The 13,720-nt window shown below is 66.1% G+C and carries 13 protein-coding genes; 2 read left to right on the top strand and 11 right to left on the bottom strand.

Going from position 1 to position 13,720, the window contains the following annotated elements:
• Positions 1-13 precede the first annotated feature (13 nt).
• A complete protein-coding gene (locus tag BMX78_RS09915; RefSeq protein ID WP_091419036.1) occupies positions 14-1,189 on the bottom strand; it encodes an MFS transporter in 1,176 nt (391 codons plus the stop codon).
• Positions 1,186-1,851, bottom strand: a complete 666-nt coding sequence (locus BMX78_RS09910; protein ID WP_091419034.1) for a GntR family transcriptional regulator — start codon at positions 1,849-1,851, stop codon at positions 1,186-1,188. Before BMX78_RS09910 ends, BMX78_RS09915 begins: the two co-directional genes overlap by 4 nt.
• Positions 1,852-1,934: 83 nt before the next feature.
• On the opposite strand from BMX78_RS09910, the gene BMX78_RS09905 reads away from it, so the two are divergent.
• Positions 1,935-2,657, top strand: a complete 723-nt coding sequence (locus BMX78_RS09905) for an SDR family NAD(P)-dependent oxidoreductase (RefSeq protein ID WP_091419032.1) — start codon at positions 1,935-1,937, stop codon at positions 2,655-2,657.
• 18 nt (positions 2,658-2,675) lie between these two features.
• Here BMX78_RS09905 and BMX78_RS09900 read toward each other — a convergent pair whose 3' ends face one another.
• The 4 genes from BMX78_RS09900 to BMX78_RS09885 are packed head-to-tail and all read right to left on the bottom strand — an operon-like array spanning position 2,676 to position 8,773.
• Complete coding sequence (locus BMX78_RS09900) at positions 2,676-3,494, bottom strand: SDR family NAD(P)-dependent oxidoreductase (RefSeq protein ID WP_091419030.1); 819 nt, start codon at positions 3,492-3,494, stop codon at positions 2,676-2,678.
• Positions 3,491-4,723 carry a glycoside hydrolase family 1 protein gene (locus BMX78_RS09895; RefSeq protein WP_091419029.1) on the bottom strand — a complete coding sequence of 411 codons (1,233 nt, stop codon included), beginning with the start codon at positions 4,721-4,723 and terminating at the stop codon, positions 3,491-3,493. The genes BMX78_RS09900 and BMX78_RS09895 overlap by 4 nt, the downstream gene beginning before the upstream one ends.
• Before the next feature lie 8 nt (positions 4,724-4,731).
• A complete protein-coding gene (locus BMX78_RS09890) occupies positions 4,732-7,389 on the bottom strand; it encodes a family 78 glycoside hydrolase catalytic domain (protein ID WP_091419027.1) in 2,658 nt (885 codons plus the stop codon).
• 28 nt (positions 7,390-7,417) lie between these two features.
• The gene (locus BMX78_RS09885; RefSeq protein WP_211482565.1) at positions 7,418-8,773 is read right to left on the bottom strand and encodes an MFS transporter; all 1,356 of its coding nucleotides are present in this window, start codon (positions 8,771-8,773) and stop codon (positions 7,418-7,420) included.
• A 182-nt stretch (positions 8,774-8,955) separates the two neighbouring features.
• Between BMX78_RS09885 and BMX78_RS09880 the strand changes: the two genes are divergently transcribed.
• The gene (locus BMX78_RS09880) at positions 8,956-9,582 is read left to right on the top strand and encodes a TetR/AcrR family transcriptional regulator (RefSeq protein ID WP_091419025.1); all 627 of its coding nucleotides are present in this window, start codon (positions 8,956-8,958) and stop codon (positions 9,580-9,582) included.
• Positions 9,583-9,609: 27 nt separating this feature from the next.
• On the opposite strand, the gene BMX78_RS09875 is transcribed toward BMX78_RS09880, so the two are convergent.
• From BMX78_RS09875 to BMX78_RS09855, 5 genes are all read right to left on the bottom strand, one after another.
• Positions 9,610-10,593: a cyclase family protein gene (locus BMX78_RS09875; protein WP_091419023.1), complete on the bottom strand. Its 984-nt coding sequence runs from the start codon at positions 10,591-10,593 to the stop codon at positions 9,610-9,612.
• Positions 10,590-10,844, bottom strand: coding sequence for a hypothetical protein (locus BMX78_RS09870; RefSeq protein WP_091419021.1), 255 nt, complete (start codon positions 10,842-10,844; stop codon positions 10,590-10,592). Before BMX78_RS09870 ends, BMX78_RS09875 begins: the two co-directional genes overlap by 4 nt.
• Before the next feature lie 11 nt (positions 10,845-10,855).
• Complete coding sequence (locus BMX78_RS09865; RefSeq protein ID WP_091419020.1) at positions 10,856-12,193, bottom strand: TRAP transporter large permease subunit; 1,338 nt, start codon at positions 12,191-12,193, stop codon at positions 10,856-10,858.
• 79 nt (positions 12,194-12,272) lie between these two features.
• On the bottom strand, positions 12,273-13,052 hold the full coding sequence (locus BMX78_RS09860) for a DUF1932 domain-containing protein (RefSeq protein ID WP_091419018.1): 780 nt from the start codon (positions 13,050-13,052) through the stop codon (positions 12,273-12,275).
• A 22-nt stretch (positions 13,053-13,074) separates the two neighbouring features.
• Positions 13,075-13,704, bottom strand: a complete 630-nt coding sequence (locus tag BMX78_RS09855; protein WP_091419016.1) for an RraA family protein — start codon at positions 13,702-13,704, stop codon at positions 13,075-13,077.
• Between the last annotated feature and the right edge of the window lie 16 nt (positions 13,705-13,720).

Genomic DNA, 13,720 nt, shown 5'->3' with positions numbered 1-13,720 from the left:
CCAGCTGCACGCCCTAGTCCAACTCCACGCCGCGGAGCAGCAGCATCGTCCCGCCCACCACCGCGGCTGACGCAAGGAAAACACCCCCTGCACCGAGTCCTGCCGCGACCACCCCGATGGCACTCGGCAGCACCACCTGGCCCACCCGGTTCCCGGCGAGCCTCAGAGCCAACGCCCGTCCACGCTGCCCAGCGGGGGCCTGCGCCGAAAGCCAGGACATGGTCAGTGGCTGGCCGATGCCCAGGCCCAGCCCGAGAACGGCCATCACAACAAACAACAGCCACGCCGGCATGGGAATCGCCGCCACGGCCAAGGCGACGGTGGACAGTGCCAGGCTCAACACCAGCAGCCTCATGCGGCCCAGCTTCCGGGACACCCGGCCCAGCAGGATCCGGGAAACCATGGAGAACACTGCCCGGACAGTGAGCATGGCGCCCACCGTTGCCGCAGTAAGCCCGCGTTCGGATCCGAGTGCCGGGAGGTACACCATGGTCAGGTCCACCACGGCAAGCACGGTGGCGCTGGTGGCCAATGCGCGGGCGACGCCAGGAGTCCGAAGCAGCGAGAGTGCGTTGCCGGTGTTGCCGTCTCCTGCAACTGCCTTCCTCTTCGCGCCGCTGACATGTGCTGCCACGCCAAACGTGGTCACGAAAAGCGCCAGGCTCATGCACGTCGACAGGAAGAAGATCGCCTGCGTGTCGGGGCGGATGGAAGCGCCTCCCACGAGGGAAATCGCCAGGGGTCCCAGGGCCTGGCCCAGGGATGCGGCGAAAGTCAGGTAACCGAAAGCTGCGTCCATCCGGGTTGGGGGAGCGTTGTTGGCCACCACGGCTTGCTGCCCTACAACGCAGGCGAGTTGCCCGGCACCCAGCAGCGCGGTTCCGATGACCAGGGCGACGATTGACGAGCCCCACAGCAGCAGGAAAGCAGAACAGGCAAGAACGACGGCGGACCCAATGGCCATCAGCCGGCGCTCACCCAGGCGGTCCACCAGGCCGCCTGTCGGGACCGCGAGCAGCAAGGGGAAAACAGCATAGCTTGCAGCAAGGAGGCCCAGGGCAAAGCCGGGAACGTCCAGTTCAAGCGCACGGTATGTTGCCGCGGGCCGGACCAGGAAGGTCACGGCCTGGATCAGCGCGGAATGGACCAGGAGGGAAGTTGTTGTGCGGCGTCCAAGTTCGCCGATCATGAGATGCCCAGGCCGCTGCCTGAGATGGCACGCACCGCGGCATCCCGGGCGCCCATGACATGCTCGAAAGCAATCTTCGCAGCGTTGTCCGGATCGCCCGCGGCCACGGCGTCAACGAGGGCCCGGTGCTGGGCCAGCGCCTGGTCACGCCGTTCCTGGGTGCTGTTGGTGAAGTGCCGGTACCGCTCCATCTGGCTTGACACCTGCTCATGGAAACGGCGGGCCCAGGAATTTCCGGCGATCTCCGCAAGCCTGCTGTGCAGTGCCATGCCCTGCCGCATGGCGTCATCGGCGAACTCCACCACTGCAGCGTTACGTGCCAGGATGCCTCGGAGCGCTTCGATGTCAGAAGGCGTCGCCTTAATGCAGGCGTTCCGTGCCATCAACGACTCCATGGCCGCCCGGACCTCGTATAACTCCGAAATGACTGCCTCATCCAGGTTTGGCACCAGGACGGCCCCCGTGGGCTGCTGCTCCAGGAGGTTCTCCGAGATGAGCCGCCTCATGGCCTCACGCAGCGGCGTACGGCTCACCTTCAATGAAGCCGCCATTGCAGGCTCAAAGATCCGCTCCCCCGGCTTCAGTTCAAGGCTGAGGATCTGCCGTTTCAGTTCCGCATAAACAAAATGTGCCCCGGTGTTCCGTGCAGGTAAATCAGTCATGTTCGACCTCCGGCATCCATCATACTTGTATAGATGTATACAAGTATGATTCCCTCGGGGAATGCGACCGATAAGGTGTAGGGATGCGTGTTTTTATCACCGGATCCGCAGACGGGCTTGGACGGGCTACCGCCCAGACTCTCCTGGAAAACGGCCATGAGATTGTTGTCCATGCACGGAGCACTGCCCGGTTGGGTGCCGTCCAGGATCTGGTGGACGGCGGGGCCGCAGCCGTGGTGGGCGACCTCTCGGACCTGGAACAGACGCGCGATCTCGCCCGTCAGGTCAACGCGATCGGTCACATGGATGCCGTCATCCACAACGCGGGAGTGCTGCACAGCCCGGACATCTTCACGGTGAATGTTGTCGCTCCGTACCTCCTCACCGTGCTCATCGAACGCCCGCAGCGGCTGGTCTACCTCAGCAGCGGGATGCACCGCGGCGGGCACGCCGAGCTCAGCAGGCTCGAACCGGGCACGGACAACGTGACCTACTCGGACAGCAAGCTCTACCTCACAGCCCTCGCCGCCGCCGTCGCCCGTTTATGGCCCGACGTCCTCAGCAACGCCGTCGATCCAGGCTGGGTGCCCACCCGGATGGGCGGCGCCAGCGCCCCGGACGATCTCCGGCTCGGACATCTCACCCAGGAATGGCTCGCCACGAGCGACGACCCGGCGGCGCTCACCAGCGGCGGCTACTGGTTCCATCAGAACCGGGAGAAGCCGCACCACGCCGCCCGCGACGAGCGGTTCCAGAACGCGCTCCTGGACCATCTGGCCGGAATCACCGGCGAGCGCCTGGCCTGATCCGGCGCCTCCTGAGGCTCAGATGGTCTGCCCCGCGTCGGCGAGGAGGGTGCTTCCGGTCATGATGGTGGATAAATCGCTCGCACAGAAAAGGACAACGCGTGCGATGTCGTCCGGGGTGCCCATCCGGCCAATGAGGCTGTTGGTCATGACGGCCATAGCCGCCCCCGAGTCGCTGGGCGGATGCGCGGCGGCCGCGGCCATGTTGCCTTCAGTAGGCACGAAGGTGGGCGCGACGCCAAGAACGCGGATCCCGAGGGGCGCGAACTCAAGGGCCATCTGCTTCGTCATGCCGCGCACGGCGTGCTTGGATCCGACATAGGCGGAGAGTCCGGGAGCTGTCCCGGTGAATCCGGCGGTGGAGACGATGTTGATGATGACGCCGCCCCGGTCAGCGCCCGTCATGTGCCGGGCAGCCTCGCGGGAGCCGTTGAAGACCCCGCGGGTATTCACGGCGAACACCTGCTCCCAGGTCCCATCCGGTGTTTCCAGGACCGGGACGCTGGGGAAGATGCCCGCGTTGTTCACCCAAATGTCGATTCCGCCGAGCTCCTCGACCGCGGATGCAGCGGCGGCGCGGACGGATTCGGAGTCCGCAACGTCCATGGCGGCGCCAAGTGCCCGCACCGGAAAACGTGCAGCTATATCGTCTGCCGCGGCTTGCGCCCGGTCGGCGTTGAGGTCACCGATGAGGATGTTGGCGCCTGCCTCCGCCAACCGGAGCGCGATGGCCTTGCCGAGCCCCTGGGCTCCGCCCGTGACCACCGCCTGCCGGCCGACCAGGGACAGGAGCTCGGCGAGGGGCGCGGCGGAGACGTCGGCGAACGCGGTGGTCACGAGAGTACCCCGGCGTCCAGTGCGTTGTGTTGGGCCACCCCGCCGAGCCACGCCAGGCTCGGCTTTGGAGTCCGTACGAAGGTATCCCGGTCGACGGCGATCAGGCCGAAGGTGGGCTCCCAGTGTCCCCACTCGAAGTTGTCCAGAAGCGACCAGTGCAGGTAGCCGCGCACGTCAATGCCCTCAGCCATGGTTTCAAGGAGGCCAACGAGCGCTTCGGTGGTGTAGCGGATCCGTTGTTCGTCATCCGCGGTGGCGATGCCGTTTTCCGTGATGAGGACGGGCACACCGCCGGTGATCTCCCAGGCGTGGCGCACGGCCATGCTGAGCGCGTCTGGGCGGTAGGCGGTGCCCACGAGCGTGTTGTCGGGGTGCGGCGGGTGGGGAACGAGTCCGTTGGCGTCCACTTCCTGGCTGGAGTAGGCCTGCACGCCGACGAAGTCATCCCCGCGGCTGCCCTCCCAGTAGACGTCCTCTTTGCCGTACCGGATTTCGAGGAGCTTTTCCTCACCGCCGGGGGCCGGGGTGAGGGCTCCGGCGGCGATGGTCCATCCGACCTTGGCGTTGGTCCGTGCGCGGACAATGTCACGGGCGGCATGGTGGATGGCCGTGAAGGTGCGCCCGATTTCGGGGTCTGCGTAGGTGAGGAAGTCGCTGTGCGTCTGCGTCTTTTCCCCTTCGGCTTCGACGGTGGGGCTCTGCCACTGGGCACCCTGATTCTGCTGCATGCGGCGCATGGCCGTCATGATGGCCGCCTGCATGTTGGGTTCGTTCATGGTGACCACCCACTCGACACCGTCGAGGATTTCCGTGGTGGCTGTGACGTAGCGCTGGAACTTTTCGGACGCATCCGGAGCCAGCCAGCCGCCGTCGTTCGCAAACCACTGGGGTGTGGTGAAGTGCTGCAGGGTGACCACGGGCGTGACGTTCCGCTCGAAGCAGTACTCGATCATGCGGCGGTAGTGGGCCAGCTCCGCCGTGGAAAAGTGCCCGGCAACCGGTTCGATCCGGGACCACTCGAGGCTGAACCGGTAGGAAGTCAGGCCCGCGTCTGCGAGGAGGGCGATGTCCTCGCGGTAGCGGTGGTAGCTGTCGCAGGCGTCGCCGGAAAGCTCCATGCCGGGCATGGTCAGCTCGCGGGCCCACCAGTCGCTGTTGACGTTGTTGCCTTCAATCTGGTGGCCGGCAGTTGCGGCGCCCCACAGGAAGCCGTCGGGGAAAGTAGTCATTTGGTCCTCTAAGTTGCGTAGGTCAGGTGGTCGTTCGTGGAGGGGATGGATCTTGCAGCGCGGAACCTGCCCGGGCCGGCCGTGTATTCAGTGCCGTCGGGGAAGACGATCCGAGCGGTGGTTTCGGCCGGGATGTCAGCGTCGATGCGGAGTTCTTCTTCATCGAGCTGCCAGTGGACCCTGATGGTCCCGTTGGGTGTCTCATGCGACCCGCGCGCCCAACTCAGGTCCGGGCCAGGGGTTGGAGCGATGACGACGGACCGCCAGGCCACCGAACCCGAGGCCTGCCGCAGGCCGAGCGTGTATTCATGGAGGAACCGGAGGACAGTTCCCTTGCTGTAGTGGTTCAGTGAGTCGTGGGCGTTGCCGTCCTCGTCAATGCCCTCCCAGGATTCCCAGATGGTGGTAGCGCCCTTGTCCACCATGTAGAGCCACGACGGCGCGCTGCGCTGCAGGAGCAGCCCGTACGCCACGTCCTCCCGGCCGGCCTCAACGAGAACGGGCAGCAGGTCACCGGTGGAGAGGAACCCAGTTCCCAGATGTGTGTCCTCGTTCCGGATCAGCTCCACGAGGCGGGTTACGGCAGGCCCGCGGGCTTCGTCCGGCAGCAGGCCAAACGAGAGCGCCCGGACATAGCTGGCCTGGCTGTCCGTGACGGTGGTGCCGTCCGCGCGAAGGTAGGCGGCCTGCCACGCCAGCCGGATGGACTCCGCGGTGTCCGCGTAGTGTGCTGCATCTTCGGCGCGTCCCAGAACGTGGGCTGCCCGGGCGAGTGTTGCCGTGGAGCGGTAGAGGTAGGCCGTGCCCACTTCGCCCTTGTCTTCCATGAACCAGGCCATCGGGTTGTCCTGGACGGGGTCGATCAGCTTCCCGTCGGCGTCGCGCTTTTTCGGCTCGGTCCATTCGCCCCAATGGAAGGTGCCGTCCCAGAGGTATTCCTCGAAGGGCTCCGGCTCGGGCGAGAGCTGCGCGCGGGCGTGGTGGCGGGTGGTGCGTGCCTTGTCGAGGGCCCACCGGACCCACCGGTCCATGGCGTCCCAGTTCTCGGAGAGTACCGCCTCATCGCCGTACTCCTCGTAAAGGGCCCAGGGAACTGCCACAATGGCGTCTCCCCAGCCGGCGGATCCGGTCATCATCGCGAACTGGTCATCGAGGTCGTTCTTGATGCGGCGGCCGTCGGGGGAAAAGTTGGCGATCCGTCCATCGTCGAGCTGGTCGTCGCGCACTGACCTCAGCCATTTCCGGCTGAATCCGAGTACGTCCCGCAGCCTGGTAGCTGTGGAGATGAACACCTGGTAGTCACCCGTCCAGGCCACCCGTTCCCGGGTGGGGCAATCGGTGGGGACATCTACCGCGTTCCCCAGGAAGCTCCATTCGCCGATGCTGTGCAGCCGGTTGAGGTCCTCATTGCTGCAGGAGAATTCACCGGTGGGACGAAGGTCGGTATGGACCACCTGCATGGTCAGCGCGGACGGGTCCAGCCCGGCGCCAAAACGGCTGATGCGGGCGTACTGGAAGCCATGAACCGTGTGGCGTGGCTCGAAGACCGCGGGGACAGGTCCGGCTGTTACATCATCACGTTGCGAGAAGATTCTTGCCGGCTCTCCCGGCCGGTGGGAATCGAGGTGCGAGGTGGAGAGGTCACCGTCCGGACCAAGGTGTTCGCCGTACTCGATGACCGTGCGGGTGCCCTCTGGTCCCAGGTCCGCCAGCCGGATCCACCCGGACGCGTTCTGGCCGAAATCGGCCACCCATACTCCCGGCCTGACCTCCTGGATGTCTTCGGGGGCACGGGAGTCAATGACTCGGACCGGTGGAGCAGGTGACCAGTCGATGGACGGCGCCTCCACCACGTTCACAAGAACTTTCTCCGAAGCGGCCGCCTTCCCGAAGTCAACGCTTTGCCCGTCCATCAGGTCCGCACGGGTCGTCGTTGACGGGGCGCTCGTCCAAGTGCCGTCCGTGGGGATGACCTGGCGGGTTCCGTCGCTCAGTTCGATGTGCAGTTCTGCACGTGCTCCCAGCGTCGTGCCCCAGCCGGCGGGCAGCCGGAAGGCGCCCACCTGGCCGCGGTACCAGCCGTCGGACAGTTCAAGGTCCACCCGGTTGCGTCCCGGCCTCAGCGAGGAAGCCACGTCGAAGGCCTGCGCGTAGAGGGTGTGGTCGTACGACGTCGATCCGGGGGACAGTTCCGCGGTACCGGCGCTTTCGCCGTTGATCGCCGCGGTGTAGACGCCGAGTGCCGTGGCGTAGAGCCGGGCTGACTTCACTGCGCCGGGCAGCTCGAAGTGGGTGGTGAGGAGGTAGGCGGGACGGCGGCCGTAGCCCGGGTCTTCCGGTTCCAGCGGGGAAATCCAGGCGGCGGTCCAGTCCGCGTCCAGGAGCCCGGCTTCGAAAGCGGACCAAGCAGACCAGTCCCCCGAGGCTCCGGCCCGGACGCGCCACTGGACCCGCTGACGGCTGCGCAGGGCCTGCCACGGCCAGGGTACGTACAGGCGCTGACCAGTTGTCGCGGCGGGCTGCAGTACGCCGTCGATGGTCGCTTCGATTTCATATGAAGCGGTGGTGTCGGCTGAAATCTTCCACGACAGCCTGGGGGCGGGCCCCGTAACTGGGAACTGGTCTCCGCCGCTGTCGACGGCCAGATCGTAGGGCGCTCTGCCCATGGGTGGTCCTTCTTCCTTCGGAGGGCTCTTAGCGGACGGCCTTGACCTTGAGTGCGATCACTGCGCCGCCAAACAGGGCCAGGACGGCGCCGGTGAGGTAGAGGAGCGTGTAGTTCTTCTCCGGTCCAATGGCGCCGATCGTGATAACCAGGGAAGCGATGAGCGGTGCCACGGCGCTCGGGATCTTCTGCGCGAAGGCCACTACCGCCATGTACCGCCCGGTTTCGCTGCGGTTCGGCAAAATCGCGAAAATGATGGCCTGGTCGACTGTTGCGAAGACGGCGATGGCCGTCTGCATCAGCACGGCGCCAATGATCAGCTGGGGCAGGGACCACGCCGTTGCCTCTGCCAGCGCTCCACCTACGAAGAGGAGGGCGGCGATCATCACGAACAGGCGGCGGCGCCGCAGTTTGTCAGACAGGAACCCGCCCAGGAGCGCGCCTGCAGCAGCCGCGACGACGCCGAGCATGCCGATCGTGGCGACCACCCCGGCCACTTCCCGCACAGGGAGGTTAAGGCGTTGTGCATAGAAGAACGTGCCGAAAGTGGTGTTGAAGTACAGCCCCATGAAGAACACGAACCGGCCCAGCCAGTTCCACGCGAAGTCGGGGTACTTGCGCACGTTGAAGCCGTAGCTGGCGATCACCGATTTTGCAGTCACCTGCGAGGTAACGGCCAGGTCCTTGGAGCTGCCCTCGGGCTTGATGATCGGAAGCAGGGCCAGGAGCACGGCGCCGATGAGACCTGGGACGACGAAGACCAGGAGGGTGTTTGACGAGACCGCGTAGGCCACCCCGATGCCCAGCACGGGCGCGATCTGGGTCATGAGCGACGTCAGCGCTGAAACCCGCCCCCGCTGCTGGTCCGGCAGCTTGTCGGCCATCAAATTCTGGATGGCCCCACCGGAAATGGACCACCCTGACATGCCCAGCACCCATCCGGCGCCTACGATCAGCAGATCGGGCGCCAGTCCCATCACCACCAGGCCTGCCAGGCCGATGCCGGTGCCGAGGAAGATGAACGGGGTGCGGCGGCCAAAACCGGACCGCATGCGGTCGCTCCAGATACCCACCATCGGGCTGATGACCAGGTAAATCAGCTGGGCCGTGCCGGTGATGTAACCCAGCACCTCTTCGTGGCCGGGGGCCAGTTCGCTGATCCTCACGGCGATGCCGTAGGAAAGGGGCACCATCATGGCGATGGATGCCCCGAAGCTGGCGAGCATCAGCCAAAGAATGTAGCTCCTGCTCACGGGTGACTGGGGTTCCTCTGGGACGGTCGCAACGCCGTCGGAAGCTTCTCCGGGATTCTGGTTGCCGGGCACCGGCTGGGCGGCCGCAATGCCGCCAACGAAACCAGAAGCCTCGTGTTCGTTCGTAGTCACCTATGACTCCTTAATCGGATGGCTCCCCGCCCGCAGCACCGCAGACGACGGACGACAGTTGTGTCGAAAGCCAAGTAAATAGTAACCACCGTGGTTACTCTTCGAGAAATAGTAGCCAGAGTGGTTACAATTGGCAATACCCCCGGGAAGAAAAGCCCGGCCACAGAAAAGAGACGATTTCCGTGACCACCACTGCCGGGCAAGAGACCGGAAAAAAGGCCGGCACCAGGCGACGCGGCCCGTATGCAACAACTCCCGCCCGCCGGGCGGAGATTGTCAGGGCAGCGTCAGCAAGCTTCGCCGAGCACGGCTATGAACGGGCATCCCTGAGGGATATCGCGGCCCGGGCGAACGTGACCCACGCGGCATTGCTCCGCCATTTCGCGACGAAGGATGAGCTTCTCCTGGCCGCCCTCGCCCAGCGCGATGCCGACGATTCGGAACTGGCCCGCCGCATCATCGAATCGAAAGTGCCCAGGGAACAGGTGTTGTCCACCATCCTTCGGGACGAGTTCGCCCACCCGGACCAGCAGCGGAACTGGCTTGCCATCACCATCGCGGCAACAAATCCCAGCCACCCCGCCCACGACTTCTTCATCGAGCGCCGCGAGAAGATGCGGGACCACTTCACCAGCACCCGGCTTGCCACCTCCCAGGACAGCGGGGAGCTCAGCGCAGACGACAAGGTCACCATGGTCATGGCAATGATGGACGGCCTCCGGATCCAGTCCCTCCTGGACCCCGGCCGGAAGACACTGCACCTGATGGAGACAATGATGAAGTTCCTTGCTCCTGACGGGGACCGGTAGGGGCACAGCCAACTGACCCGGCAGGGGTCACAGCAACGCGGTGGCGTTCGCTGGTGATCCGGTCCCGCCGGTGATGTTCAGCGGTTTGATAGTAACGAAGGCGTCCCACTGGCTGATGCCCCGCATGTGGCGGGCGAGGGGCCCGAGCCGCCACAGTTCACCCAGCGGCATGCCCAGCTTGGCGAGGAGCTGCTGGTGCATCATCCCGTGATCGTTTGGGGCGGAGTCGCGGTAGGGGCTGGAAGCCAATGCTGGCAGGCATTCGAAGGCGAAGTTGTCCGCCGCGAGGAGCGCCAGCTTGTGGTCCCATGCCCAGGCGACGAAGTCCTCGGACTGGGCAACGCCGGTGGCCTGCCTGTTCTCCCGCATACGCTGTTTGTCCTCCGGCGCCAGGGCCAGGAACCACTCGCACCAGCCGGTATGCAGCATCAGGATGTCGCCCTGCCGGAGGGTCACGGACTGGGCGTCCAGCGCTGCCTGGATCAGCTCCAGGCCCAGGGGCTCACCTGCGGCGTGGTCAATCGGATCGCCGTGCCCGGCGCGGTAACCGACGAGGTCAACAAGCACTCCCCTGCCCACGATCGGGTTGTCCGCCCATTCCTGGACGCCAAGATCGGGGGTACCCTCACGGACAAGGTCATCGGGTGTGCCGTTGTAGAAGCCCACGTCGTCTGCCCGGCGGTGCCGCAGCCCGTCGATCTGGCTGGATCCCTGCAGGTAGTACCCGTCCAGGAAGTCGTCCCGGTGGGCCGGGTGCGAGGAGTAGATGGTGTGCCGGGGAGCGCCGCGCTTGAGGGACATGCCGGGGTTGAACGCATCGGCCGGATAGTCCAGGCCAAAGGTTGTGCCGGTGCGGATGCAGCTTCGCGCCTCCAGCACGGCCCGGGAATTAATGAACGACGGCGTCCCTCGGGTTGCGTCCGGAAACAGGCCCCAGGAGGTCCCGGCCAGAGCGCCCTCCCGCTTCAGCAGCCCGGCGAACGTCGGGTAGGTTCCGTCCCCGGAGCTCACCGCGCCCCTGCTTCCTGCGGCTGCTCCTGGTTCTGCCGGCGTTTGTAGCTGAGCAGGAAGCCGGCGACGGCGCAGACGGAGGCAGCGATGCACATGGGCGCCTTGATGGTCTCGTTGAGCAGGGTGAGCCAGTCACCTTGGCCGGCCACCAGGGCAATGGCCTGCCCGGCCACGAACACGACGCCGCCAACAAGGAGCGCTGCGAGGGTCAGCACGAAGAGGACTTCGATGGCCCGTCGGATGGTGTGCATGGTGACTTCCTTTAGATGGGCAGGACGCCGAGGATGATCAGGACCCCGATGCCGAGTAGCGGCAGCGCATAGTGGGTGAGCAGCCGGAGGAACGTCGTGATCGGATCCACGTCCGCGATGCCGCACGCCACGTACAGCGGGGCACCGCCGGGCGGAACCGCCGCCTCGCAGGAGGAGAAGACCAGGACGGCCACGGCTGCCGTGGTTGCCGGCACCCCGGCTGCCACCAGGGCGGCGACGCCGACTGTCCCCACAGCAGCCATGGTGGCGGTGGCGGACAGTGGTGCGGCGACGGCGATGACAATCAGCCCGATCAGGATGGCCAGGATCCAAAGCGGCAGGTTCATTCCGTTGAGGAGCGTTGTCATTTGCTGTGGCAGGCCGGTGGCGGCCAGGGCGTTGGCCCCGGCGAAGGCGAACACCACGGTGACGCCCACGATTCCGAAGCGCGGGGCCGAGTTCTGCAGCAACGCCCACCACGCCCGCCCGTCCGTGGGAAGTTTCTTCCGGCCCAGCAGGAAGCCCGTGATGATCAGGACCACGGGGATCCAGACGATGACGCTCACGGACTTGGTGACGTCTCCCCCGGTCCAGTCCGAGAGCCCCTCCGCGATGGCCCCGGATGTGATGACCAGCGGGATGGCCACCACAACGAACAGCAGCAGGGTGGCCCAGCCACGGCCAAATGCGTCCCGGACCGGCAGCCGGTGGGCTGCATCAAGCGGAGCCATCCCGCTCTTGCGGATCAGCAGCCAGGTGACGATCAGCCGGTGCAGGAAGCACCACAGGCCGCCGAACAGCAAGGGCAGGACCAGCGCGTTGATGTCCAGGAGGGGACCCGCGGTGGCGGACCCCACCAGCACGAACATCGAGGCGCTGAACGGAAAGGTGATTCCCATCCCGGCGTTGCCGGCCACCAGCGTGGCCGCCGAGGGCTTGTCCAGCCGTGACTTTTCCATCCAGGGGATGGTTACCGATCCCACGGTGGCGGCAATGGCGGCCTGGTTGTGGACCACCCCGCCCAGGCCGGCTGAGGCCACTGTGGACACCCAGGCCGGTCCGCCTTTAAGCCCGCCGATCAGGGAGTTCAGGAGATCGATGAGCTTGTCCAGCACACCGGTTTTGTCCAGCAGGTAGCCCATAAAGACGAAGGCCATGGTGGCGTAGACGATCTCATCGGTGATGGCCGAGTAGAGCGCGTCCCAGCCGATCCGCACCGCCGCTGCCCCGGTGAACGGAAGCACGGCCAGGAAGCCCAGGATCATGGCCTCCCCCACGCTGCGCTTGAGCACTGTGGTCCATAACAGGATGACGGCAAGGTAGGCGCCGAGTGCCCAGATGCCGATCATGTTGCTGCTCCTGACGGCGGGATGCCGGTTAGGTGGTGAGTCACGTATTGCCCGTTCTTGATTCTGCCGGACACAGCGGTCAGCGCAAGGCCGGCTCAGTTTCCAGTGCCATGCGCTGCAGGGCGGCAGCGGAGGCGCTCGTCATCTCGGCGGGAACTCCAAGATCGGCGAGGTACCTGGCCGTGTCCTGCATTTCCTTGGAGCGCCGGACGGCGTGCTTTGCTGTGCCGGCCAGGAACCTGTCGATCACTGCTTGGCCGTCACCTGCGAGCTGGCTGGCGATCTGGGCCCGGATCCATTCTTCGAGTCCGGCTGCCTTGCCGGCGGTTACGGCCTCGACCACCACGGAAGCCAGGCCTTTCATCAGGACGCTGCGCAGGAGTTTGTGGGCCATGGCCGCACCTGGTTCTCCCGCTGCAATTTCGACGTCGGCGCCCAGCGGAGCCAGCAGGTCAGCCACCGCCTGGGCTCCGGGGCCGCTGACCATCAGGGGCGTCTTCTCCCCCAGCGCGGCGACGGGTCCAAGGATGGCGACGTCGGCGAAGTCGGCTTTGCCGGGCAGCTGGCCCAGCTCGCGCATCACTCCGGGCGAGGACGAGGTGAAGTCCGCGTAGCAGCTGCCGGCTTCCAGGACCGGAAGGCACTCCTGGGCGACGCCGCGTGCAGCAGCGGCTCCTGTCATAACGAGGACGATGTCCGCTCCGGCGCAGGCTTGCGCGGCGGTTGCTGCGCGGGTGACGCCGGCGGGGCTGGTGGGCGCAACCGGGTCAAACCCGGTGACCTTGTGGCCCGCGGCGTGGAGCGCCGCGGCGTAGGTGGCGCCGGCTTCGCCGAGGCCAATGACGGTTACCGCTCTCATGGTTTTCTCTGTCTTTCTTGCTTCAGGCGCGGGCTGCCACGATGGCTTGCCTGCGGTTCGTTTCGTCTGCGAAGACTGCTTCGGCAGCCTCGGCCACGGCGGCTGCCTGATCGCGGGGCACCACCACCACACCGTCGGAGTCGCCGATGATCACATCGCCGGGCAGGACGGGGACGCCGCCGAAGGCGAGCGCTGTCCCCAGGCGGAAGGGACCGTTCTTGTAAGGGCCGGCGGGGGAAGTAGCCCGGGCGAAGACGGGCATGCCGATCTCACCCAGCGCTTCGGCGTCGCGCGCTGCTCCGTCCAGTGCGAAGCCGGCGATGCCAAGGTTGATGGCGCGTTCGCCGATGAGCTCGCCAAGCAGCGCGCGGGAGGCGTCGCCGCCGCCGGCCACCACAATGACGTCCCCCGGCCGGGCCTGTTCCAGGGCCTTGTGGATGCCCTGGTTGTCGCCGGGCCTCGTCCACACCGTGAAGGCGGGGCCGGCGAGAAGGGCGCCGGGCCAGATGGCCTGGATGGCGGAGTCCGCCACGCCGAGCCGGTCCATCGCATCGCCGATGTTGGCGGCGGGCAGCTTGGCGAGGCGCTCCACCACGTCCCTGTCGGGGCGGGGGAAGTCGGCATCGATGGTGTCGATTGCTGGGGTTGTCATGAGGGTTTCTTCCGTC

Source organism: Arthrobacter sp. OV608 (assembly GCA_900110595.1).
Taxonomy (GTDB): Bacteria; Actinomycetota; Actinomycetes; order Actinomycetales; family Micrococcaceae; genus Arthrobacter.
The sequence above is the reverse complement of the archived record's forward strand: the minus strand, read 5'-3'. Positions and strand labels throughout refer to the sequence as shown.

Excerpts from the sequence above, each read along its gene's own strand:
- BMX78_RS09915 (WP_091419036.1), bottom strand. The coding sequence starts at position 1,189 with ATGATCGGCGAACTTGGACGCCGCACAACAACTTCCCTCCTGGTCCAT.
- BMX78_RS09910 (WP_091419034.1), bottom strand. The coding sequence starts at position 1,851 with ATGACTGATTTACCTGCACGGAACACCGGGGCACATTTTGTTTATGCG.
- BMX78_RS09905 (WP_091419032.1), top strand. The coding sequence starts at position 1,935 with ATGCGTGTTTTTATCACCGGATCCGCAGACGGGCTTGGACGGGCTACC.
- BMX78_RS09895 (WP_091419029.1), bottom strand. The coding sequence starts at position 4,723 with ATGACTACTTTCCCCGACGGCTTCCTGTGGGGCGCCGCAACTGCCGGC.
- BMX78_RS09890 (WP_091419027.1), bottom strand. The coding sequence starts at position 7,389 with ATGGGCAGAGCGCCCTACGATCTGGCCGTCGACAGCGGCGGAGACCAG.
- BMX78_RS09870 (WP_091419021.1), bottom strand. The coding sequence starts at position 10,844 with ATGCACACCATCCGACGGGCCATCGAAGTCCTCTTCGTGCTGACCCTC.
- BMX78_RS09865 (WP_091419020.1), bottom strand. The coding sequence starts at position 12,193 with ATGATCGGCATCTGGGCACTCGGCGCCTACCTTGCCGTCATCCTGTTA.
- BMX78_RS09860 (WP_091419018.1), bottom strand. The coding sequence starts at position 13,052 with ATGAGAGCGGTAACCGTCATTGGCCTCGGCGAAGCCGGCGCCACCTAC.
- BMX78_RS09855 (WP_091419016.1), bottom strand. The coding sequence starts at position 13,704 with ATGACAACCCCAGCAATCGACACCATCGATGCCGACTTCCCCCGCCCC.